The 22,852-nt window shown below is 71.0% G+C and carries 22 protein-coding genes; 12 read left to right on the top strand and 10 right to left on the bottom strand.

Going from position 1 to position 22,852, the window contains the following annotated elements:
- Window positions 1–27: 27 nt before the first annotated feature.
- The 7 genes from QBL25_RS32175 to QBL25_RS32145 form a co-directional block, all read right to left on the bottom strand.
- A complete protein-coding gene (locus QBL25_RS32175; protein WP_409060454.1) occupies window positions 28–1,488 on the bottom strand; it encodes an MFS transporter in 1,461 nt (486 codons plus the stop codon).
- Between the two features lie 47 nt (window positions 1,489–1,535).
- Entirely contained in the window at window positions 1,536–2,930 is a 1,395-nt protein-coding gene (locus QBL25_RS32170) for a wax ester/triacylglycerol synthase domain-containing protein (protein ID WP_409060453.1), read from the bottom strand.
- The gene (locus QBL25_RS32165) at window positions 2,927–3,172 is read right to left on the bottom strand and encodes an acyl-CoA carboxylase subunit epsilon (RefSeq protein WP_409060452.1); all 246 of its coding nucleotides are present in this window, start codon (window positions 3,170–3,172) and stop codon (window positions 2,927–2,929) included. The genes QBL25_RS32170 and QBL25_RS32165 overlap by 4 nt, the downstream gene beginning before the upstream one ends.
- Complete coding sequence (locus QBL25_RS32160; protein WP_409060451.1) at window positions 3,169–4,734, bottom strand: acyl-CoA carboxylase subunit beta; 1,566 nt, start codon at window positions 4,732–4,734, stop codon at window positions 3,169–3,171. Before QBL25_RS32160 ends, QBL25_RS32165 begins: the two co-directional genes overlap by 4 nt.
- Before the next feature lie 151 nt (window positions 4,735–4,885).
- Window positions 4,886–5,317, bottom strand: a complete 432-nt coding sequence (locus QBL25_RS32155) for a response regulator transcription factor (RefSeq protein WP_409060450.1) — start codon at window positions 5,315–5,317, stop codon at window positions 4,886–4,888.
- Window positions 5,318–5,533: 216 nt separating this feature from the next.
- A complete protein-coding gene (locus QBL25_RS32150) occupies window positions 5,534–6,355 on the bottom strand; it encodes an IclR family transcriptional regulator (RefSeq protein WP_409060449.1) in 822 nt (273 codons plus the stop codon).
- Window positions 6,356–6,614: 259 nt separating this feature from the next.
- Window positions 6,615–7,268, bottom strand: coding sequence for a winged helix-turn-helix transcriptional regulator (locus QBL25_RS32145; protein WP_409060448.1), 654 nt, complete (start codon window positions 7,266–7,268; stop codon window positions 6,615–6,617).
- Between the two features lie 84 nt (window positions 7,269–7,352).
- Here QBL25_RS32145 and QBL25_RS32140 point away from each other — a divergent pair, with 84 nt between their 5' ends.
- The 11 genes from QBL25_RS32140 to QBL25_RS32090 all read left to right on the top strand — a co-directional run bounded on the left by QBL25_RS32140 (window position 7,353) and on the right by QBL25_RS32090 (window position 17,249).
- Window positions 7,353–8,564, top strand: a complete 1,212-nt coding sequence (locus QBL25_RS32140; RefSeq protein ID WP_409060447.1) for a pyridoxal phosphate-dependent aminotransferase — start codon at window positions 7,353–7,355, stop codon at window positions 8,562–8,564.
- A 47-nt stretch (window positions 8,565–8,611) separates the two neighbouring features.
- The gene (locus QBL25_RS32135) at window positions 8,612–9,196 is read left to right on the top strand and encodes a peptidase (RefSeq protein ID WP_409060446.1); all 585 of its coding nucleotides are present in this window, start codon (window positions 8,612–8,614) and stop codon (window positions 9,194–9,196) included.
- 35 nt (window positions 9,197–9,231) lie between these two features.
- A complete protein-coding gene (locus tag QBL25_RS32130) occupies window positions 9,232–10,464 on the top strand; it encodes an FAD-dependent monooxygenase (protein WP_409062845.1) in 1,233 nt (410 codons plus the stop codon).
- Window positions 10,465–10,547: 83 nt separating this feature from the next.
- Entirely contained in the window at window positions 10,548–11,855 is a 1,308-nt protein-coding gene (locus tag QBL25_RS32125) for a VWA domain-containing protein (RefSeq protein WP_409060445.1), read from the top strand.
- Complete coding sequence (locus QBL25_RS32120; RefSeq protein WP_409060444.1) at window positions 11,855–12,646, top strand: hypothetical protein; 792 nt, start codon at window positions 11,855–11,857, stop codon at window positions 12,644–12,646. Before QBL25_RS32125 ends, QBL25_RS32120 begins: the two co-directional genes overlap by 1 nt.
- A gap of 77 nt (window positions 12,647–12,723) precedes the next feature.
- Window positions 12,724–13,317, top strand: coding sequence for a histidine phosphatase family protein (locus QBL25_RS32115; RefSeq protein ID WP_409060443.1), 594 nt, complete (start codon window positions 12,724–12,726; stop codon window positions 13,315–13,317).
- A 53-nt stretch (window positions 13,318–13,370) separates the two neighbouring features.
- Complete coding sequence (locus QBL25_RS32110) at window positions 13,371–13,955, top strand: TerD family protein (RefSeq protein ID WP_409060442.1); 585 nt, start codon at window positions 13,371–13,373, stop codon at window positions 13,953–13,955.
- Window positions 13,956–14,157: 202 nt separating this feature from the next.
- Window positions 14,158–14,802 carry a hypothetical protein gene (locus tag QBL25_RS32105; RefSeq protein ID WP_409060441.1) on the top strand — a complete coding sequence of 215 codons (645 nt, stop codon included), beginning with the start codon at window positions 14,158–14,160 and terminating at the stop codon, window positions 14,800–14,802.
- 49 nt (window positions 14,803–14,851) lie between these two features.
- Window positions 14,852–15,274 carry an acyl-CoA thioesterase gene (locus QBL25_RS32100; RefSeq protein ID WP_409060440.1) on the top strand — a complete coding sequence of 141 codons (423 nt, stop codon included), beginning with the start codon at window positions 14,852–14,854 and terminating at the stop codon, window positions 15,272–15,274.
- Between the two features lie 98 nt (window positions 15,275–15,372).
- Complete coding sequence (locus QBL25_RS32095) at window positions 15,373–16,185, top strand: SAM-dependent methyltransferase (protein ID WP_409060439.1); 813 nt, start codon at window positions 15,373–15,375, stop codon at window positions 16,183–16,185.
- A 131-nt stretch (window positions 16,186–16,316) separates the two neighbouring features.
- Entirely contained in the window at window positions 16,317–17,249 is a 933-nt protein-coding gene (locus tag QBL25_RS32090; RefSeq protein WP_409060438.1) for a hypothetical protein, read from the top strand.
- Window positions 17,250–17,299: 50 nt separating this feature from the next.
- Here QBL25_RS32090 and proP read toward each other — a convergent pair whose 3' ends face one another.
- Together proP and QBL25_RS32080 are read right to left on the bottom strand one after the other, a co-directional pair.
- Complete coding sequence (gene proP / locus QBL25_RS32085; protein ID WP_409060437.1) at window positions 17,300–18,808, bottom strand: glycine betaine/L-proline transporter ProP; 1,509 nt, start codon at window positions 18,806–18,808, stop codon at window positions 17,300–17,302.
- 204 nt (window positions 18,809–19,012) lie between these two features.
- On the bottom strand, window positions 19,013–20,893 hold the full coding sequence (locus QBL25_RS32080; RefSeq protein ID WP_409060436.1) for an alpha-L-fucosidase: 1,881 nt from the start codon (window positions 20,891–20,893) through the stop codon (window positions 19,013–19,015).
- Window positions 20,894–21,256: 363 nt separating this feature from the next.
- Between QBL25_RS32080 and QBL25_RS32075 the strand changes: the two genes are divergently transcribed.
- Window positions 21,257–21,958: a response regulator gene (locus tag QBL25_RS32075; protein WP_409060435.1), complete on the top strand. Its 702-nt coding sequence runs from the start codon at window positions 21,257–21,259 to the stop codon at window positions 21,956–21,958.
- Between the two features lie 67 nt (window positions 21,959–22,025).
- Here QBL25_RS32075 and QBL25_RS32070 read toward each other — a convergent pair whose 3' ends face one another.
- Window positions 22,026–22,838, bottom strand: coding sequence for a cyclase family protein (locus QBL25_RS32070; RefSeq protein WP_409060434.1), 813 nt, complete (start codon window positions 22,836–22,838; stop codon window positions 22,026–22,028).
- Between the last annotated feature and the right edge of the window lie 14 nt (window positions 22,839–22,852).

The raw sequence follows: 22,852 nt of genomic DNA, 5'->3' as shown, positions 1-22,852 counted from the left end.
GGTGGCCGGGGGCGGTCGGTGCGGCGGTCAGTGCCGTGAGGCCTGGAGGCGGTCCGCCGGGACGGCTTCGGTGTCGGGGCGCTCCTCCTCCTGCCAGGCGGCGCCGTTCTCCTTGGACCGGCGTGGTGCGGTGAGGATGGCGACGCAGCCGAGGGCGGCGATGCCGACGCCGATCCAGGTCGCCGGGACGAGGCCGTCCACGAAGTCCTGCGGTGAGGCGTAGCCGCCCTGCGCGGTGAACACCGAGGTCAGTACGGCCACGCCGAGCACGCCGCCGAGCTCGCGGAAGGTGTTGTTGGCGCCGGAGGCGATGCCCTGGTCGCGGGGGGCGACGATGTTCATGGCCATCTCGGCGACGGGCGCGAAGAACAGGCCGAGTCCGATGCCGCCGAGGACGAGGCCGGGGACCTGGTCGGCGTACTCGGTGTGCACCTCGGTCACCAAGGCGAGCCAGCCGAGGCCCACGGCCTCGAACAGCAGGCCCGCGGCGACCACGAGACGGTTGCCGAACCGCCCGGACAGGAGGGCGGTGAGCGGGGCGACCAGGACCGGCATCGCGGTCCACGGCAGCATCCGTACGCCCGCTTCGAGCGGCGAGAAGCCCTGGATGTTCTGCATGAACTGGGTCAGCAGGAACACCAGGCCGAACATGGCGGCGAACATCAGCAGGCTCGCGGAGTTGACCGCGCTGAACGACCGGTTGCGGAACAGGCGCATCGGCAGCATCGGGTTGCGGGTGCGCAGCTCCCACAGGACGAAGGCCACGATGACGGCGGCTCCGGCGATCAGGTAGATCAGCACCTCGCCGCTGCCCCAGCCGTACTCGGTGGTCCGTACGAGGGCGAAGACCACGCCGAACATGCCGAGGCTCACCAGGACGGTGCCCACCGGGTCGAGCGTGCTTTCGGGGTGCTTGCTCTCGGCGAGCTTCCACAGGCTGAGGGCCAGTACGACCACGCCGATCGGCACGTTGACCCAGAAGATCCACTCCCAGGAGATCTTCTCGACGACCGCACCGCCGATGAGCGGTCCGAGCGCGACGGCGAGTCCGCTCAGGGCGCCCCAGACGCCGAGCGCGAGGGCGCGCCTGCGGGGCGGCACGGCGACGGTCAGCAGGGTCAGCGTCAGCGGCATGACGATGGCGGCGCCGAAGCCCTGCACGGCGCGGGCGACGATCAGCTGCTGGGAGGTGTCGGCGAGGGCGCACGCCGCCGACGCGGCGGTGAAGACGACGAGTCCCGCCACGAACATCCGGCGGCGCCCGAAGCGGTCACCGGCCGCGGCCCCGGCCATCAGGAAGACGGCGAAGGACAGGGTGTAGGCGTTCACCGTCCATTCGAGGTCCTGGAGGCTGGTGTCGAGGGACTCCTGGATGGCGGGCAGGGCGGTGATGACGACCAGGTTGTCCAGCGCCGCCATGAAGACGGCGAGGCCGGTCACGATCAGGGTCCATACGGAATGACCGCGTGAACTGGACCGACTGGGCATGGGGAACCTTCCCGGAGGGTGGAGGGCGGGTGGGGGGAGGGCGCCGGCTAGGCCGCCGGCCGTACGGCCATCCCGTCGAGCTCGTCGAGGGCTTCGCGCCACAGCGCCGCCAGACGCTGGGCGCCCGGCAGCCTGCGGTCGTACAGGAAACTCACCTGGACCCGTGAGCCGCAGGACAGCAGCGTCACGGACAGGGCGTTGCCCGGCAGCAGCACACCGAGCGGGATGACGTCCACCACCGGGTCGTCGCGGAAGGAGAGACAGGCGGGGAGCGCGTAGTTGGAGGCGTAGAGCGGGGAGGAGCGGGGGCTGAGCAGGCGCTTCACCGTCCAGCGGATCAGGGCCGCGGGCAGCAGGGCGATCAGGGCCCGGCTGGCGGGCCGCAGGCCGTTGGAGCGCATCCGCTGGGTGCTGCCGACGAGCTGCGCGAAGGCCTCGGCGGGCGGCACCGACGGACCGGGCAGGGTGACGACGGCCGTGGTGAGGTGGTTGCCGACGGCGTCCTCCTCGCCCGCGTACCGGGTGCTCAGCGGCATCCGTACCGGCACGGGCGACCCGCGGAACACCGAGCGCACGTCACGCCGGCCACCGCCGCTCGCGCTCCAGGCGGACAGCGCGCCCCACAGGGCCATGAGGAAGGCGTCGTTGATGGTGCCGCCGAACCCGCGCCCCAGTTCGCTCAGTTCACGCCGGGTCGCGCTCGTGCTGCACACGGCCAGGTGCTCCGCGGAGGTGCACTTCGCCCTGGGCCAGATCCGGCCGGGCGCGAGCCCCCGCAGCATTCCGGCGCCCACGCTGAGCGCGCCGTGCAGCAGCTCGACGGGCCCGGCGGTGAACAGGGGCCCGGTGCGCCGGTCCTTCTTCTCGCCCTGTGCGTCCCGGTCCCGCTGGGTCGAGCGGAACGACGGGGTGCCGAACAGGACGGCGGCGACGTGGGCCGCGCCCATGCCGTCCTCCAGGCCGTGGTGCACGCGATAGCAGACGGCGTACTCGTCCTCGGCGTAACCGTGCACGAGGTGCAGGGTCCACAGGGGTCCGCCCTCGCCCAGCGGCCGGCCCACCAGGGCGGTGAGCACCTCGTCGAGCGAGGTGCCGGCCGGGAGCCGCACCTCCTGCACGTGGTCGCGCAGATCGAAGCCGGCGCAGGGGGCGCGGAACGCGCCGCGCCCGTCGGTCACCGCCCGGTGGGTCAGCCGCGGCAGGCCCGGTAACCGCTTCGCCACGTGGTCGTGGAGCTCGGCCAGGGTCGGGGTCTGTCCGCGGAAGCGCAGGAACTGCCCCTGGAGCAGGCCGAGTTCCTGATCCATGGCGAGGAAGACCTCGTCGATCGGGTTGAGTGGATGTTTCACTATCCGCTCCCAGTCGATGTGTGTGGGGGTGCCCGGCGTGGTCCGGTCACGCGGGTCCGTGGCGTGCGGTGCGCCTTCGCGTCCGCGGCTCATGCCGTGTCCCGGGCGCGGCCCGCGGGGCCGGGCCGGTGGCCGCCGCCGGAGCGCCAGGACCCGGCAGGGCGGGTCCGGCCGTCGCGTGCCCAGCGGGCGTGCACCGGGCCGGGCCGCGCCGGGGGCCCGGCCGCGTCCGCCTGCCGGGCCACCGCCCGCAGCACGGCGGTGACGGCGGCCAGTTCGGCCTCGTCGGGGCGTCCGCGCACCACCGTGAGCGTGGTGTCCGCCGGGGCCGTCACGCGGGCGGGTTGCCGTGCTTGCGCGACGGCAGGTCGACGTCCTTGGTGCGCAGGACCCGCAGCGCCTCGATGAGCGAGGAGCGGGTCTGCGCCGGGTCGATGACATCGTCGATCAGCCCGCGTTCGGCGGCGTAATAGGGATGCATCAGCTCTGTCTTGTACTCCTTGACCAGCTGGGCCCTGGTCGCCTCGGGGTCGTCGGCGGCGGCGATCTCCTTGCGGAAGACGACGTTGGCCGCGCCCTCGGCGCCCATCACCGCGATCTCGTTGGTGGGCCAGGCATAGGTGAGGTCGGCGCCGATGGACTGGGAGTCCATGACGATGTACGCGCCGCCGTAGGCCTTGCGCAGGACCAGGGAGATGCGCGGCACGGTGGCGTTGCAGTACGCGTACAGCAGCTTGGCGCCGTGGCGGATGATGCCGTTGTGCTCCTGGTCGACGCCCGGCAGGAACCCCGGCACGTCCACGAGGGTGACCAGCGGGATGTTGAAGGCGTCGCAGGTGGTGATGAACCGGGCGGCCTTCTCGGAGGCGTGGATGTCCAGGGCGCCCGCGAGGCTCGACGGCTGGTTGGCGATCACGCCGACGGTCCGGCCTTCCATCCGGGCGAGGGCGCAGATGATGTTGCCCGCCCAGCCCGCGTGAGTCTCCAGGAGTTCACCGTCGTCGACGATCTCCTGGATGACCGCGCGCATGTCGTAGGGCCGGTTGCCTTCGGCGGGGACCAGGTCGGCGAGGCCGTCGGTGCGGCGGTCGGCCGGGTCGTCGGCTTCGAGGACCGGCGGCAGTTCCCGGTTGTTGGAGGGCAGCAGCGAGAGCAGGTAGCGCACTTCCTCCAGGCATTCGGCCTCGTCGTCGTAGACGAACGCGGCGACTCCGGAGACCGTGCCGTGGACGTCGGCGCCGCCCAGGCCGTTCTGGGTGATCTTCTCGCCCGTCACCGCCTGGACCACGTCGGGTCCGGTGATGAACATCTGCGAGGTCTCGCGGACCATGAAGACGAAGTCCGTGAGCGCCGGGCTGTAGGCCGCGCCGCCCGCGCAGGGGCCCAGCATCACCGATATCTGCGGGATGACCCCGGAGGCCCGGGTGTTGCGCTGGAAGATCCCGCCGTATCCGGCGAGCGCCGAGACGCCCTCCTGGATACGGGCGCCCGCGCCGTCGTTGAGCGAGACCAGCGGGGCACCGGCCTTGACGGCCATGTCCATGATCTTGTGGATCTTCGTGGCGTGAGCCTCGCCGAGGGAGCCGCCGAAGATGCGGAAGTCGTGGGCGTAGGCGAAGACGGTCCGTCCGTGGACGGTCCCCCAGCCGGTGACGACGCCGTCGGTGTGCGGTCTGCGGTCCTCCAGGCCGAAGCCGGTGGCGCGGTGCCGGCGCAACTGCTCGACCTCGGTGAACGATCCCTCGTCGAAGAGGAGCTCCAGGCGCTCGCGGACGGTCAGCTTGCCGCGGGCGTGCTGCTGTTCGGTGGCGCGGGCGCCGGGGCCCTCTTCGGCGGACCGACGGGTGGCGTGCAGGGTGCCGATGCTCTCGGCGAGAGCCGCTGGCTGGGCCGGCATGGGCGTGTCCTTTCTCCGTCACCACGAAAAATGGAAGGGGAAAGCGGCGGGTCCGCCGGATGCGGCGGGCCTGCGCTGCGGGGTGCTTTCCGGGAAGTCCTGGAGAAAGACCGGGCCGATGGCCTCGGGTCTTTTCTTTCCGGTAATAAAACTATCTGGCGTTCATTCGGCAGGAAACTGCACTTTGGTACAGGCGCCGGTGGGAGTGCGCGACCAGGCCCGCCTGTAACCTAGATTCAACGTTCAATTTACTCAGCACTTGTGCCACATGGAACTTGACCGTGCGTTCGGCGATGTCGAGGCGCCGCGAGATGCTGCGGTTGGAATATCCTTCGCCGAGGAGCGTGAACACCTCGTGTTCCCGGGCGGAGAGCAGCGGGACGCGGGTCAACTCGGCTTCCCAGGAAGGGGACTCGGCGCCACCTGGCGCGACACCGGCCGCGGTGCAGCCCGGCCGCTCCCTCCCCGCCCCGTCCCTCGGCGTGCACGAACGGGCAATGACGGCGCGAACCAAGACGACTCCCCCTGACAGCGAATCCGGAGCGTCACGACTCCGGCTTTCCTGTCTCCGAGTATTGGCCACCCGCACCGGGGTTTGTCAAGAAACGCCAATCGTCTCCCGCAGGACGAGAATACGGGCTCCGGCAATCCCGGCACGTGAGAAACGGGAACCGTTTCTCACGTGCCGAGAAGCGAACATTCCGTGAAGGCCGGCCGCCTCAGGACGCCGTTCCACGGATGTTTTGTGACGCCGACATTAAATCGCGATTTCGGGAACCGATTCGTTGGTGACGGTTAATCAGAAAGAACTGGCGGTCTCGGCCGACCAGGCGCCGGGCCCACCCGTCTCGGTGAACGCGTCGGCGGCTTCCTTCATGGCGGCGAGGACGCCTGCGGACCACTTCGGCATGACGTCCTTGGGCTTGAGCACCGCGACGGAGCCCATGATCAGCCCGTCCCAGCGGACGGGCGCCGCCAGGCCGTTCCAGCCCGCGGCGCACTCCTCCGAGTCGACGGCCACCCCTTGTTCCCGTACGGCCTTGAGGGAGGCCAGCAGGGTGCCCTCGTCCCGGAACGCGCCCGGGCCCGCTTCCACGGGCGGCGGTTCGGCCAGCACGCCCTCCTGGATGACCTCGGGCAGATGGGCGAGGATCGCCCGCCCGCAGGCCCCCGTGCGCAGCGACTGGAAGACCAGCAGGAGCGCGCGGCGGCTGATGCCCAGTTCCGTCAGGTCGGAGTCCCCGACGGCCATGTCGAGGACTTGTTTGCGCGCCCCGCCGAACGGGGCGAGACCGAAGAGGAAGACGAGCCCCCCGTCGGTCGCCTTGCGCAGGTCTTCCAACACCTCGTGCGCCACGTCGGTGTTGGGGGCGTGCGCGAGGGCTTTCAGGCCGAGCCGCGCGGCGCCGGGGCCAAGGCGGTACAGGCCGCGCCCCTCTCGTACGAATATCCCGTCGTGGAGACCGGACTGGAGTATGCGATGAACCGTCGAGTCGTCCAGGCCGGTCGCCTCGGCCAGTTCCCCGGGGCCGTGCACCTGCCCTTCGAGCTCGGTGAAGGCGTTCTGGACCCGGAAGACCCGGATGGCGTGATTGCTTCCCTGATTCCCGTTCTTGACCATGCTCCCCGTTCCCCTGTTGGGCGCTCTCACCGGCGCCAACCGCCCGTGCCCGACAAAACGACACGGACCCCTACGACCCTAGCGCCGCATGCCCGGTATGCCGACTGTGTGATCATGAACATTGCGACACACGGGACTGGGTGTTCACGGGAGAGCCGGGGAAACCCAACCTGGCGCCGCCCATTGCCAGTTGGGGCGTGGCCGCAGAGGTCGGGAAGTGGCCATAATCACTGCCGCGCGCGTCGGCGGGCGGACGCCGTCAGGACTCCCGGAGCGCCTTCGCGAGCACGCCGTCGCCCGACAGCCCGATGCGGCCGGCCCGCACTCCCTCCCCCACGGTCAGCACGCCCCGGCCCACCTCCACACAGGTCTCGGCGTCCAGCACCAGACGGGCGTCGGGGCGCGCGGGCGCGGGGCCGTCGCCGCAGGGCTCCGCCCCGCCGCCGACCCGTACGTGGAACGCGCCCTCGTCCAGGCTCACTTCGACAACGCCGTCGGCCCCGAGCCCTTCGAGCGCGCGCAGCAGCGGAAGCGCGAACCAGTGGGCACGGACCGCGTCCGTCGGCGCGCGCTCCGCCAGCGCGGGCGCGCCCCAGACGGCGAGCGCCTGGAGGACCGGCAGCAAGGCTCGCCCCCGGCCGGTCAGTTCATAGACGTACGCCGCCGAGGGCGGGGGAAGGCGGCGGCGCGTCGTCAGGCCCTCGCGCTCCATGTCCTTGAGCCGGGAGGCCAGGACGTCCGTGCTCACGCCCGGCAGGTCGGCGTGCAGGTCGGTGTAGCGCCGGGGGCCGGCCAGGAGTTCGCGGACGATCAGCAGGGTCCAGCGGTCGCCCACGGCGTCGAGAGCCCGGGCGGCGGCGCAGTACTGGTCATAGCTTCGGCGGGACCTGGCGGCAGGTGGCGTGCGACCCATGCGGCACAGTCTATGCAAGTTGTTGGACTTTCCAAGCTCCCGCTTGGTAAAACCAAGTAACTCACGTCACGGGAGGCACAGCGCATGGAGTTCCGGCAGTCCAGCAAGCTCAGCGAGGTCTGTTACGAGATCCGGGGCCCGGTCATCGAGCACGCCGACGCCCTGGAGGAGGCGGGCCACAGCGTCCTGCGCCTGAACACCGGCAACCCCGCGCTCTTCGGCTTCGAGGCGCCGGAGGAGATCGTCCAGGACATGATCCGGATGCTCCCCCGGGCGCACGGCTACACGGACTCGCGCGGCGTCCTCTCCGCCCGCCGCGCGGTCGCCCAGCGCTACCAGGCCCTGGGCCTGGACGAGGTCTCCGTCGACGACGTCTTCCTCGGCAACGGCGTCTCCGAGCTGGTCACCATGGCCGTCCAGGCCCTCCTGGAGGACGGCGACGAAGTCCTCATCCCCGCCCCGGACTTCCCGCTGTGGACCGCCGTGACGACGCTCTCCGGGGGCAAGGCCGTCCACTACACGTGCGACGAGTCCGCGGACTGGTACCCGGACCTGGACGACATGGCCTCGAAGATCACCGACCGCACGAAGGCCGTCGTGATCATCAACCCGAACAACCCGACGGGCGCGGTGTACCCCAAGGAGGTCCTGGAGGGCATCCTCGACCTCGCGCGCCGCCACGGCCTGATGGTCTTCGCCGACGAGATCTACGACCAGATCCTGTACGACGACGCCGTGCACCACAGCGTCGCCGCGCTCGCCCCCGACCTCGTCGTCCTGACCTTCTGCGGCCTCTCGAAGACCTACCGCGTGGCGGGCTTCCGCTCGGGCTGGCTGGTCGTCACCGGGCCGCAGCAGCACGCGAAGAGCTATCTGGAGGGGCTGACCATGCTCGCCTCCATGCGTCTGTGCCCGAACGCCCCCGCCCAGTACGCCATCCAGGCCGCGCTCGGCGGCCGCCAGTCCATCCGGGAGCTGACCGCGCCGGGCGGCAGGCTGCACGAGCAGCGCGACATGGCGTGGCGCAAGCTGAACGAGATCCCCGGCGTCTCCTGCGTGAAGCCCAAGGGCGCCCTCTACGCCTTCGCGCGGCTGGACCCCAAGGTCCACGCCATCCACGACGACGAGAAGTTCGTCCTGGACCTGCTGCTCCAGGAGAAGATCCAGGTCGTCCAGGGCACGGGCTTCAACTGGCCCCGCCCCGACCACTTCCGCATCCTGACGCTCCCTTACGCTGACGACCTGGACGCGGCGATCAGCCGCATCGGCCGCTTCCTCAGCGGCTATCGCCAGTGACGCAGCATGACGACGGGGGTCGCGTGTCCCACTGCTCCACCTGCCGGGTGCCTTCGCTCACCCAGTTCGCCTCGCCCGACCTGGTCGGGCCCATCGTGTACGGCGGCCTCGACCGCGCCGCCGACCCGGCCTGGGCGGAGTCGGGCGCGGCCACCCGCGACGACTACGCCCGCTGGTGCGGCCATCTGTGCGGTGTGACGTGCCTGCGGATGGCACTCGGCCCCGCCGCGCCCCCGCTCTTCGAGCTGCGGGACGGCGCGCTGAAGTACGGCGCGTACACGCAGGACGCCGAGGGCGGGATCCACGGCCTGATCTACGCCCCGTTCGCGGAGTACGTGCGGGACGTGCACGGCGTCAACGCCACGGTGCACCGGCACCTCACGGTGGACGAGATCACCGGGTTGCTGGACGAGGGCCGCTCGGTCATGGTCTCGGTGCACTTCGAGATCCGCCGCCCGCACCTGCCCCCGCCCGGCCGGGGCGGCCACCTGGTGCTGGTCACGGGGCGTTCCGCGGACGGCGGCCTGCATCTGCACAACCCGTCCGGGATCGACGCCGGGACGCGGACGGCGGACCTGGCGCTCGCGGACTTCGAGCCGTTCTTCGCCGGACGCGGAGTGTCCTTGCACTGACAGAGGGTCACGCTTGCTGCCAGGATGGCGCGATGATGCGTGGAGGCAAGGTCGCCGTCGTCGGCGGGAGCATCGCCGGATGCGCCGCCGCACTCGCCGCGTACCGCGGCGGCGCCGACGAGATCACGGTGTACGAGCGCGCCGCCGGCCGGCTCGCGGACCGCGGGGTCGGCCTCGCGGTGCACAACTCCCGTTACGCGGAACTGGATTCCGCCGGGTATCTGGACGCGGACATGCCCTGGGTGCAGCTGGAGCGGCGCCGCTGGTACGTACGGGACGGATCGGCCGCCGGGCCGCTCGGGCACGAGATCGGGTCGATGCCCTTCCCCTTCCGTACGTACAACTGGGGTCCGCTGTGGCGTGAGTTGCGCGGCCATGTGCCCGACTGCGTGACCTTCCGCCCGGGCGTGGCGGTGGACACCGTGCGGGCGGATCCCGAAGAGGCGGGCGCCGAGGTGGTCACCGCCGACGGCTCCGAGCGGGTCGACCTCGTGATCGGCGCCGATGGCTACCGCTCGGTGGTCCGCGAGGCGGTGTTCGCCTCCGTACGGCCCGCGTACGCCGGATACCTCGCCTGGCGGGGCGCCTTCCCCGCCGACCGGCTGCCGGAGCCGGAGCTGTGGGCGCCGCAGGACTGCGCCTACGTCGTCTTCCCGGGCGGCCACGTCATCGTCTACCGCATCCCCGACGGAGTCGGCGGCCACCGCGTCAACTGGGTCCTGTACACCGCGCCGCCGCCGGATCTGGACCTCGGGCTCGGCGTCGACCTGCGGCTCACCGCCCCCACCAGCCTGCCGCCCGGCGGGCTCACGCGAGCCCTCACCGCGCATCTGACGTACGTGTGCGACGCGTTGCTGCCTCCCTACTGGGGCGACCTCGTCCGCGCGACCGCTCCCGAGGAGCTGTTCCTCCAGCCGATGTACGACTACACCGCGCCCCGCTACACCTCGGGCCGGGTGCTCCTGATGGGCGACGCCGCCACCGTCGCGCGGCCGCACACCGGGGCGGGCGCGGTCAAGGCGCTCCAGGACGCGACGGTCCTGGAGTCCGCCTTCGCCACGGCCACGACCTGGCCGGACGCGCTCGACACGTACGACACCGACCGCACCATCGCCGGCGCGGCGATGGTCGACCTCGGGCGGCGCCTCGGCCACGCGCTCGTGGAGGAGACTCCGCCGTGGCGTTCGATGGACCAGACGGCGCTGGAGACGTGGTGGAAGCAGGCGGACGGCAGCGGGGCGTTCGGGGGCCGTGAGCTGAGGCGGTGAGCAACGACCGCCGGGCGCCGCGGCGAAGGGTCATACCCACCTGCCGGTTTGGGTATGCACGCCAAGATCAATAAGATCCGGCGATGATCACAAGACAACGGCTGGCGGCCGGGGCTCTCGCCCTGCTCGCCGCCCTGAGCGCCGGGCTCGGCACCGCGGGCCCCGCCGCAGCCGACGACGAACCGGCACAGCCCTCCCCCAAGGTCGAGCTGGTCCTCGACGTCAGCGGCTCGATGCGGGCCCGCGACATCGACGGCAAGTCCCGGATGGCCGCGGCGAAGCAGGCGTTCAACGAGGTGCTCGACGCCACGCCGGACGAAGTGCAACTCGGCATACGCACGTTGGGCGCCAACTACCGCGGCGACGACCGCAAGACGGGCTGCAAGGACACCGAACTCCTCTACCCGGTCGCCGAGCTCGACCAGGCGGGGCGCACCGACGCGAAGACCGCGGTGGCCACGCTGGCGCCCACCGGCTGGACGCCGATCGGCCCCACGCTCCTGAAGGCCGCCGACGACCTCAAGGACGACAACGCCGAGCGCAGCCGCCGCATCGTCCTCATCTCCGACGGCGAGGACACCTGCCAGCCGCTCGACCCCTGCGAGGTGGCCCGCAAGATCGCCGCCGAGGGCATCCACCTCACCATCGACACGCTCGGCCTGGTGCCGGACGCCAAGACCCGCGACCAGCTGAGCTGCATCGCGGAGGCCACCGGCGGCACGTACACCTCGGTGCGGCACACCGACGAACTCTCGGGCCGCGTCAAGCAGTTGGTGGACCGCGCGGCCGACCCCGTCGCCGCTCCGGCGGCGACCGAGGGCGCCGCCCGGTGCTCCGAGGCCCCGCAGCTGAAGGCGGGCGTCTACACCGACCGTGAGAAGTTCGGCGAGCACCGCTGGTACCGCGTGGACGTCGAGCCCGGCCAGGAGCTGCGTGCTTCCGTCAGCGTCGGGGCCGACCGCGCGGTGAACCAGGACTACGGCGTCCTGCTGCGCGCCTCGACCACGCACGGCCGCGAGATCGTACGCGGCTCCGAGGCGGGCGACGGACGCACGGACGTGATCTCGACCGGTCTGCGCTATCCGAAGCCCGAGGACGACGGGGACGGGGACGACGAGGGGGCGGACGGCGGTGAGGCCGCCGGCGAGACCGTGTGCCTCCAGGTCAGCAACTCCTTCTCGGCGCCGTCCTCGGTCAAGACGACCCCGGGTCTGCCCGTCGAGCTGGCCGTCGACCTGGTGGACGCGCCCGACGAGGCGTCGGACGTGGCGTCCTTCGGCCTGGGCAACGGCTGGTGGCTGCTCGGCGCACTGATCCTCACCGGCTTCGTCGCCGGTCTGGTCTGGGGCTGGGTCTCGCGCTGGCGCTTCGCGGTCTGGAGGACCAACTGATGCGTACGACACGTGTGCTGAGCCGGGCCGGCCTGCTGGCCGGTGCCGCGCTGCTCGCCCTGGCGGGCACGGCCGGAACCGCGTCCGCCGACGGCTCCGGTGACGCCGAGAAGTCCGCCGCGCCGACCGAGGCCGGCACCTCCTTCCGTACGGCGACGGCGATCCGCCAGGACCAGGAGGCGACGGCGGAGGCGTCCACCGGCGACTACCTGTACTGGTCGTTCCCCGCCGACATCGGGCAGCGCCCCACCGTGCACGCCACGGTGAAGCTCCCCGAGGACGCCGCCCGGCACGGCGAGTCCACCTGGCGGGTCGACGTGTACGACGGGCTGCGGCGCCGTCAGGCGTGCCGGTTCGGCGCGCAGACGAAGACGGCGGCGCAGGACGCCGCCGCGGTCGAATTGTCCTGCACGCTGCGTACCGTGCGCGCCCTGGCCGAGCCGTGGGCGAACGACCCGCTGCCCGGCACGTACTACGCGCGTCTGACGGTCACCGGCCTCAAGGCGGACGACCTGGGGCTGCCGATGCGGGCCGCGGCGTTGGTGACGTCGAACGACGCGGGCGGCGCCCAGGCGGTGGACGGCACGCTGGCGAAGCCGCTGGTGCCGGGCATCGGCACCGGGACGGCTGCGCAGTCCGCCGAGCCGGAGGACGGCTGGGCCTCGGGCTGGTGGTCGTCGCGCTGGCTGTGGACCGCGGGCGGCGGCGTGCTCGCGGCCCTCGCGGGCATCGGGGGCCACCGTCTGACGCGCGGGTCGGGGCGCCCGGCGCGCGTACCTGCGGGGATCTAGTCTCGGGGGTGGCCGGACCGGGTCGTCCGGACCGGCCGCCCCCGATCAGAACCTCGACAGACAGGAAGTTCCGCACCATGGGTGACCTGCTCCTCGTCCGGCACGGCGAGACCGAATGGTCCATGACAGGGCAGCACACCAGCTGGACGGACCTCCCGCTCACCGAGAACGGCCGGGAGCAGGCGCGAGGGCTCGCGCCGCTCGTCGGGAGGTTCCGGATCGGCGCCGCGTTCACGAGCCCCATGCAGCGGGCCAGGGACACCGCGGCGCTGGCGGGCTTCCCGGAGGCCCGCGTCGACCCCGACCTCGGCGAGTGGGACTACGGGGCGTACGAGGGGGTCACCACGGTGGAGATCCACCGCACCCGCCCCGACTGGTATCTGTTCACGGACGGAGTGGCCCCCGGCCCCGCCGGGCACCCCGGTGAGAGCCCGGAGCAGATCGGCGAGCGGGCCGACCGGATGCTGGCCAAGGTCGACGCCGCTCTGGCCAATTACGAGTCCAGTGTCGTGCTCTTCGCGCACTCCCATTTCCTGCGGGTCCTGACGGCGCGGCGCCTCGGACTGCCGGTGTCGGGCGGGGCGTTGTTCCAGCTGGCGACCGGAACGGTCTGCCGTCTCAGCACGGAGCACGGCCGCCCGGTGGTGGCGAGCTGGAACATTCGGCCGTGAAAACAGGCAGACTCTGTCTCATTAAGCACTCTCACCACCACGAAGGATCGTGAATGATCACGCTCAAGAAGGAAGACGGACCGGCGGACCTGGGCGGCGTGACCCGTCTGTCCATAGGCGTGTCCTGGGACCCCACCGTCGGCAGCAGCGGCGGTCTGATGGGCAAGCTCCGCCAGAAGGCCGGCACCGACCTCGACCTGATCGCCATCGCGATGTCGGGGGCCGACCCGGTCCGTCTGGCCGGTCTCGACTCGCTGGACCCGCTGGGCAACGGCTCGCTGGTGCACAGCGGCGACAACCAGACCGGCAAGGGCGACGGCGACGACGAGACGGTGACCGTCGAGTTCGAGCGCGTGCCGGACAACATCACCTCCATCGTGTTCGTCGCCGCCGCGTACAAGAAGCGCAGCGCCTTCCAGAACGCGCGCAACATCAGCTTCAAGGTGTACGACGCCACGGGCGGCAGCACCCAGCAGGTCGCCGACATCTGGCCGAGCCTGCTCACGAACGACAACGGCTGCGCCGTGGCCAAGGCGATCCGGGAAGGGTCGTCCTGGAAGCTCCAGGTCATCAATGAGACCGGCAAGATCAAGCAGGGCGACGAGCAGGCCCTGATGCGCTTCGCCATGAGCAAGTAGCGGCGGGCAGCACGCAGAGGCCGGGCCGGCCGGGGCGGGACCACCGGCCGGCCTGCCGGACTCGGCGCCACCGACGTGCTGCTCGACACCTGCCCCGGCGTGCCCGGCGAGCGCGGCACCGCCGACGGTGTCCGGCGGCCGTTGTCAGTGGGACCGGGCACCATCGGAACCAGACGGCAGGATCTGGGGAAGAGGTGGGCGCATGACGAAGCCTCCGACGGCCGCGCAGCGGCGCATCATCGAGGCCGCCGACCCGGCGACGGGACGGCTGAGCGGGAGCGAGACACAGCTGGCGGGGCTCGTGCGCCACGGCCTCGCCTTCCGGCACCCCCGGCCGCCGCACGCCTGTTTCCTGACGCCCGCGGGCCATCGCGTCCGGGAGGGCGCCCAGGATCCGTCCGCCGCCGGGGTCCCCGCTCCGGCCCCGGCCGCGCCCGCCGCCACGGGGCTCTTCGCCGCCCGCACCGGCGCCGAGCCCGCGCCACCGCCGGACGCCGGGAGCCCCGCGGCACGCGCCCGCGACGTACGCAGTGCCTGGGAAGGGCTCCTGGAGCTGCGCCGCATGACCAATCCGGACGGCGCGCGGGACCGGCCCTGCGGCTGGGAGCGCACGCATCTGGTGCAGGCCGCCGCGCTGGCCCTGGAGGCTGCGGGCTGCCCGCCGGGACCCGAGGGCTACCGCGTGGACGAGACCCCGCAGCCCGAGGCCGTCGCCGTGCGCGATCCGGCCCCCGAGAGGCTGGGAGCATGCGCGGCGGCGCTGGAAGCCGCGGGCTGGCAGGTCAGCGAACACGCCGAGCGCCCGCGGGGCGCGCGCTATCTCCTCGCGTCGCCCAGGAGGGGCTAGACACGGGGCGCCGAAGAAGTGACCTTGCTCCACCACCGAAGGGAATGTCGTGTCGCAGCCGTTTTCCGTGAGCATCGGCGTCCGTGGGTACGAGACGGACTCCCAGGGCCACCTGAACCAAGCCGTCTACCTCCAGTACGCCGAGCACGCCCGCTGGTCGATGCTGCGCGCCGCGGGCATCGAGCAGGCGGACCTGCTCGCCAAGGGGGTCGGCCCGGTCGCCCTGGAGAACACCATCCGCTACTTCAGCGAACTGCGCGCGGGCGACGAGGTGGAGGTGACCTGCGCGTTCGTGTGGGGCGAGCGCAAGACGTTCCGCATCGAGCAGTCGATCCGCAAGGCGGACGGCACCACGGCGGCCGAACTGCACTCCGTCGGCGGCCTGTTGGACCTCGACGCGCGACAGATGGTGACGGATCCCCGCGCGTACTTCAGGGCGCTGGCCGGCGACCCGACCGTGATCGGCCTCTGACGTGACCGGCCTCTGCTCAGGAGGCGCGGGAACTAGATTGGCGGGTGATCGTTCTTTCAAGCAACAGCCAGGACCGCTCACCCACAGGAGGCCCCCTCGTGTCGGACCGTGACCCCCAAGCCGACGCCGCCGCGGAGATACGCGCGCGCATCGACACCAGCACGCCGCACTCGGCCCGCTTCTGGAACTACTTCGTGGGCGGCAAGGACAATTACGAGAAGGACCGCGAACTGGGCGACCACATCAAGGAGATCCACCCGGGTCTGGTCGACGTGGCGCGCCTGAGCCGGCGCTTCCTCGGCCGCGCGGTCCAGTATCTGGCGACGGAGCAGGGCATCCGCCAGTTCCTCGACATCGGCACGGGCCTGCCGACCGCCGACAACACGCACGAGGTCGCCCAGCGCGTGGCCCCGGACTCCCGGATCGTCTACGTGGACAACGACCCGCTCGTCCTGGCCCACGCCCGCGCGCTGCTCACCAGCACGCCCGAGGGCCGGACCGCGTACATCGACGCCGACCTGTACTCCCCCGAGGCCATCCTGGAGTCCGCGGGCGCCACCCTGGACCTCTCCCGGCCGGTCGCCCTGATGATCCTCAACACCCTGGGACACGTGGGTGATTACGCGCAGGCGCGTGATCTGGTGTCCCGGCTCATGGCGGGCCTGCCGTCCGGCAGCCATCTGGTGATCAGCGACAGCACCGCCACCAGCGAGGGCATGATCGCCGCGTCGAACGAGTACAACAGGAGCGGCGCGATCCCGTACCACGTCCGCAGCGTGAAGGAGATCGGCGGCTTCTTCGACGGCCTCGAACTGGTGGAGCCCGGCGTCTCCCAGGTCACGCGCTGGCGTCCCGACTCCGAGGACGCGACGCCGGTCGACGCGTACGGCGCGGTGGGCCGCAAGCCGTAGCCGTCCTCCCGCGGCCGGGCGGCTGTTAGACCGATCCGGGTACACCTCTTGCCTCACGGCGGGCCGGGCCATTAGCGTCCGGCCAGCCGTGAATCTACGCGCGTCGCGACCCGAGCGAGAGGCCCCTGACCATGCGTAAGACCGTTCTGACCGCAATGACCGCCCTGGGCGCGGTAATTGCCCTCTCGCTCGGCACCGGACCGTCGGCGGCGCGGCCGGAGGCCGGGCGGTGGCAGCAGATCGGGGACGACGTGAAGTCGGGCATCAGCGGCCTCGCCGTCACCTCGCATTCGGGTGACGAACTCCGCGCCCTCGTCGTACGCGACAACAAGCAGCCCGGCGAGAACCGCATCGCCGAGGTGACCCACCGCATCGGCCGCCCCGCCGAGGTCGCGGCGATCACCTGGCAGGACGGCATCGAGCCGGTCGACCTGGAGGCGGTCGACGCGGTGCCGGGGACGTCCGACGAGTACGTGGCCGTGGCAAGCCGCGGCCTCGCCTACCACGTCAAGCTGACCGACGCCGGGGAGAGCGCGGAGGTCCTGGACATCACACCGCTGCCGTCGATCGGCGCGGGCGACAACTTCGAGAGCTTCACCCTCACCTCGCGCCACGGCAGGACGGCGGCGGTCTGGGCGGACCGGGGCGCGGGCCCGGACCGCCCGGCGACGCTGTACGCGGCTCCGTTCTCCGTCGACGCGTACGGCGACTCGAAGTTCGGGGCGGTGCAGAAGGCGACCTATCGTGCGCCCTACCCGAAGGGCGACGTGCGCCACGCGTCGGACATCGAGGTGACCAAGTCGGGCCGTCTCCTGGTCAGTTCGGCCGCCGACGCCGGTGACGACGGGCCCTTCGACTCGGCCGTGAGCGACGCGGGCACGCTGACCGTCACCTCCGCGGGAAAGGTACGGCTCTCCGTCGACCGGTCGCCCCAACTCCTGGAGACGTTCCAGGGCTACAAGATCGAGGGACTGCACTGCGTCCCCGGCTCCCGCCTCGCGGCCCTCGGCACGGACGACGAGAACGCGGGCGGCTCCCTCACCACCCGCCGCCTCTGCGACTGACCCGGACACCGCACGCCCGCCGCTCGCGCCGCACGGGACGTACCCCGGGTTCAGGGGCGCTGAGCCGCCACCAGTTCCCGGGCCTCCTCGGGGGTCGAGACCGAGGGCGGGGAGCCCTCAAGCGGCTGGCGGGCCGTCTCCTTCATCGCGGCCACCGCGATGATGCCGACCAGACCGGCCAGCATCGTGTAGAACGCGGGCATCAGGTCGTTGCCAGTCGCACCGATCAACGCGGCGACCACCAGCGGGGTCGTACCGCCGAAGAGCGAGACCGAGATGTTGAAGCCGATGGACAGCGAGCCGTAGCGGACGTCCGTCGGGAAGAGCGCCGGCAGCGAGGAGGACATGGCGCCCAGGTAGCAGACCAGCGCGAGGCCGAGGATCAGCAGACCGGTGAAGACCGCGACCGTGCCGCCCTGCTTGATGAGCAGGAAGGCCGGGAGGGCCAGGACGAAGAAACCCACCGAGCCGGCCATCAGGACCGGCTTGCGGCCGATGCGGTCGGAGAGGCGGCCGACGGAGTTGATGAGCGCCATCAGGATCAGCATGACGACCACGATGGACATCAGGCCGCCGGTCTCGCCGAAGCCGAGCTGCGTCAGATACGTCGGCATGTACGACAGCAGCATGTAGTCGGTGACGTTGAACGCGGCCACCAGCGCGATGCAGAGCAGCATCGCCTTCCACTGGCCGAAGAAGGAGTCCTTGAACGACTTCTTCTGGCGCTCGGCGGCCGGTCCGCTCTCGGCCTCCGCCATCTTCTGGAAGGCGGGCGACTCGTCGAGCTTCAGCCGCAGGTAGAGACCGATGAGGCCGAGCGGCGCCGCCACCAGGAACGGGATGCGCCAGCCCCAGGACTGCATGGCGTCGTCGCTGAGGCCCATGGTCAGGGCGGTGACCAGGACCGCCGCGACGGTGTAGCCGATCAGGGTGCCGAACTCCAGGAAGGAGCCCCAGAACCCGCGGCGCTTGTCCGGCGCGTACTCGGCGATGAAGGTCGCGGCGCCGCCGTACTCACCGCCCGTCGAGAAGCCCTGCACCATGCGGCAGAAGACGAGCAGGACCGGCGCCCACACGCCGATCGTGGCGTAGCCGGGGATCAGGCCGATCGCCAGGGTCGCCGTCGACATCATGATCATGGTCAGCGCGAGGATCTTCTTGCGGCCGACGCGGTCGCCGAGCGGGCCGAAGAACATGCCGCCGATGGGACGGACCAGGAAGGCAGCGGCGAACGTCGCGAGCGAGGAGAGCGTCTGCGCGGTGTCGTTGCCGGAGGGGAAGAACTCCTTGCCGATGATCACCGCGAGGTAGGCGTAGACGCCGAAGTCGTACCACTCCATGGCGTTGCCGAGCGCGGTCGCCTTCACCGCCCGCTTGACCTGGGCCTCTTCGGTGACGGTGATGTCCGACTGGCGAAGGCGCGGGTTCTTGCGGCGGTGGATCGCCCGGAAGAGCGTGCGGTGCCGGGCTATGGCCTCCGGAGCGGGCGGTGCCGGTATTTCAGGGGCTTCGGGCGCGCTCACGGTGCAGTCACTCTCTTGCTCGGCAATGGCTGTCATCGACCGCCTGACCTGGGTGGTCAGAGATCGACGGACGTTCACCTGCCCAGTTGGCGTCGATCAACACTGCCTATTTCGGAAAGTGGAAGATGCCCGCCGTTGGTCCCCGATGCGGGGGCCCCAAGTCCTGATTCCTCGGGACTTGGGGCCCGAATCGCCCGGCGAAGGCCCGGCGACCCGCCCGCCGCGGGATCCGCGGCTCGCTCAGCGCGCGTACAGCTGCGCCGTCGGCACGATCTGCTGCTCCTGGCCGGGGCTGGACCAGAGCAGCTTCATGTGGGCCTCGCCGGTCTGTTCCGCGTACTCGACCTTGATGGAGTGCCGCTTGCCCGCGGTCAGCGCGATCTGCCCCTTGTCGGTCTTCGGCTCATGGGGTGTCCATGCGTCGATGACGAGCTTGCCGTCGACCCACACCCGCGCCATGTCGTCCGACACGGTCGTCAGCGTGTACGTCTCCGAGCGGCGCGGCTCCAGCGTCCCGGTCCAGCGGACGCTGAACCGGTCGGCGGGGATGCTCGCCGCCGGTGAGCCCCCGAACTTCCACGCGTGGTTGACGGAGCGGTCGGTGCGGGTGATCTTCGGGGTGCCGCTCAGGTCGGCGTTGTCGAAGACCTCCTGCTTCAGACCCGTGCCGCGACCGGGGCGGGCGGTCGGCCCCGGGTCCACCGTCAGCTCGACGACCGGGGCGGTGTCGTTGGTGGCGGCGCCGGACGGCTTCAGGTCGAAGCCGTCGCCGGCCTCGGTGACCGTCACCTTCTGACCGCTGCCGAGCACCCGCGCCGACGTGACGTCGAAGGCGGTACGCGCCGTCAGGTGCAGGGCGGCGCCGGCCGCGGGCCACCGGGTGACCGCCGCGTACAGCTTGTTGCCCTTGCGGCTGACCGAACCCCAGGACGGTTCCTCGACGAGTCCGCCGAAGCGGGCGCCGAAGACCGCTTCGCCCTGGCCCGCCGTCCGCAGCCAGTCGCCCATCTGCTGCAGGCGGTCGACGGAGGGCCGCGGGATACGGCCGCGGGCGTCGGGGCCGACGTTCAGGAGGTAGTTGCCGCTGCGGGAGGTCGTGGAGAGGAGGTTGCGGACCAGGGTGGACGACGACTTCCAGTCGGTGTCGTAGCGCGCGAAGCCCCAGTGGCCGTTGAGGGTCATGCAGGATTCCCAGAGCTGGCCGTCGACGGGGGCGCCGGGGATCTCCTGCTCGGGGGTGCCGTAGTCGCCGTCGACGACGCGGCGCTTGCCGACGCGGTTGTTGATGATCAGGTCGGGGTCGAGGCCGCGGAGATAGGCCTCCAGCCGCTCGCCGTCCCGCGCCGTCCAGGGGTTGTGGGGCTTGTCGGTGTCCCACTCGCCGTCGAACCACAGCAGGGCGGGGTCGTAGGTGTCGACCAGCTCCTTGAGCTGGGCGCGCATCCGCTTCTCGTACTTCGGGAAGGTGGCCGGGTCGGGGAAGTCGGGGTCGTGCCAGTCCCAGATCGAGTAGTAGAAGCCGAGCTTGATGCCCGCCTCGTCGGATGCCTTCTTCAGCTCGGCGAGGATGTCGCGCTTCTTGTCGAAGGACGAGTGGTCGCGCAGGTTCCAGTCGTTGACCTTCGTCGGCCACATCGCGTACCCCTCGTGGTGCTTCGAGGTGATGACGATGTAGCGCATTCCGGCGTCCTTGGCCGCCTTGACGACGGCCTTGGCGTCGAAGTCGGCGGGGTCGAACGCCGCGGCCTGCTTCTCGTACTCCGCCTTCGGGATGTCGCACTGGCGCTGGATCCACTCGGCGTCGCGGCAGACCGAGCCGTCGGCCTTCTTGTACTCGCCTTCCAGGTGGGAGTACGCGCCGAAGTGGATGAACATGCCGAAGCGGTCCTGCCGCCACCAGTTGGTGCGGTCGGCGGTGAAGGGGTCGTCGGTGGCGTGGTCGGTTCCCGGGCCCGCGGGGGTCGCGGTCCGCTGAGCCGCTGAGGCCATCGGTGCTTTCGGGGCGGGGGATTCCGTCGGTGCCGCGACGGCCGCGGGGACGGCGGTGGCGGCGAGGGCCGAGGCGAGGAGCAGGGCGATCCCGGCGACTCTTCGCCGGGCACGGCTGAGCTGGGTGCGCATGGGGGCAGCTCCCTGAGGTTGACGGGTCGCTCGGGAACGTAGGGTCGAATACATCGGATGTCAATGCGCTCAACTGACCCTGACGGGGCGGATGTTGGCGTGATCAAGCTTCATCGCTCCGATGACTGAAGGTGTCACCCTCCCCGAGGCGCGCCACTCACCGCACCCCGCCTCCCTCGTCCCCCTCCCTCCCATCTCCATAAAGTTTTCAAGTGAATTCCGATCGATGCGCGAAAGGAATCTGTGACTCCGACAAATCGCCGAAACATGTCGCCCGGCCCCACTGCCGCACTATTGACTATTAACCGGAAGCGCCTTTGTGAAGGTGGTGTAGCATCGGATCAGGCAGATAATTCGTCTACGATGAGAATCGGCCAACGGGGGCCAGGGGGACCGTCAATGTCATCGATAAAGATCCTGCTTGTCGACAGCGAACAACTCGTGCTCGAAGGATTCCGAAAGCTTCTCGACGGGTTTACGGAATTCCGCGTCGTGTCCATTGCCCACGACGCCGCCGCCGCGCTCGGCCACCTGCGCGCGCACCGCCCGCAGATCGTCGTGATGGGCCTCGGCGTCCCCGGCACGGGCGGCGTGGACGCGATCCGGGCCGTTCGCCGCGCGTCCGGCCACGTGCGCATCGTCATCCTCTCCTCCAACCAGCAGCCGGTGTACATGCGCGAGGCCTTCGTGGCCGGAGCCAACGCCTACCTCTCCCGCAGCATCGACGCGGACGAACTGCGCACCACGCTCCTCGCCGTGCACCGCGACGGCGCCGCCTTCTCCGCGGCCACCGCGGGGCCGATCCTCCAGCTCATGGCGGGCCGCCACCGCGGTGAGGACGCCGCCCTCTCCACCCTGACCGAGCGCGAGCGGCAGATCCTGTCCCTGGTCGCCGAGGACCACGAGACCGCCTGCATCGCCACCGCCCTGGGCATTCGCCCCAAGACCGTGCGCAACTACCTGAGCCGCATCTACGCCAAACTGGGCACCCCGAACCGCGTCCAGACCGTCCTGTACGCCAAGCGCTCCCTGGGCCGGCACCAAGGCCTCGCGACGGACCCGTGACGCATGGCGACGCCCTTTCCCTGACCCGGTGCGGGGAAAATTTCCAATGCCCGTGCAATGGGGCGGTTCACCGCACTTCGGCCACCGCCCTGCACCACGCCGCACCCGCGTCGGCAAGGGCGACGGGGAAGGCCATAAAGGTGAACGCGCCCTTTTCCGGCAGGTCCCGCAATCGGGCCAATCCCTCGATCTGGATGAACTCCCGTTTCCTCCCATGGATATGCGTGGGCCAGAGAGCGGCCGGATCCCCGGTCGCGTAGAAGGACTCCACCATCGCGCGCGCCGGGCCGTCGAAACTCCAGCAGTCGGTTCCGAGCACCTTCACGCCGAGATCGAGGAGATGGTCCACGGCCCCGGGCGTGACGGCGGTCGATTCCGTGTGGTACGCGGGAGTGCCCAGGCGCAGATCCGAGTCGGTGCGGAAGAGCACGACCGTCCCCGGACCCACCTCCGAACCGGCCGCGTGCAGCGCCTCCTTCACGTCGGACGCCGTGACGCGCCCGCCGCACTCCCGTACGTCGAGGACGACACCGGGCCCGCAGAACCACTCCAGGGGCAGGTCGAGGATCTTCTTCGCGGGGCTGCCCGCGCACCGGGGGCCGTAGTGGAAGGGCGCGTCCACGTGCGTGCCCTGGTGCACGGACATCCGGTAGAACTCGTTGGACAGGAAGCAGCCGCCGGGCAGGTCGCGGGTGCGCAGCCTGCGGGTTCCGGTCAGCCAGCGCCAGTAGTTGCGCCGCCGGTCACCGCGGCTGTCCCCCGGCAGCGCCCTGATCCTGCGCGAGAGATGGCGGATGCCGTCCCGGTGGAGCCACTGCTCGAACTCCACGCCGGGTGCCCGGCGGCTGATGGGGATGCTCAGGTCCACGTATGCGGTCACGATCGGCTGTACCT

It is taken from the genome of Streptomyces sp. SYP-A7185 (assembly GCF_046103685.1).
Classification (GTDB): Bacteria; Actinomycetota; Actinomycetes; order Streptomycetales; family Streptomycetaceae; genus Streptomyces.
The sequence above is the reverse complement of the archived record's forward strand: the minus strand, read 5'-3'. Positions and strand labels throughout refer to the sequence as shown.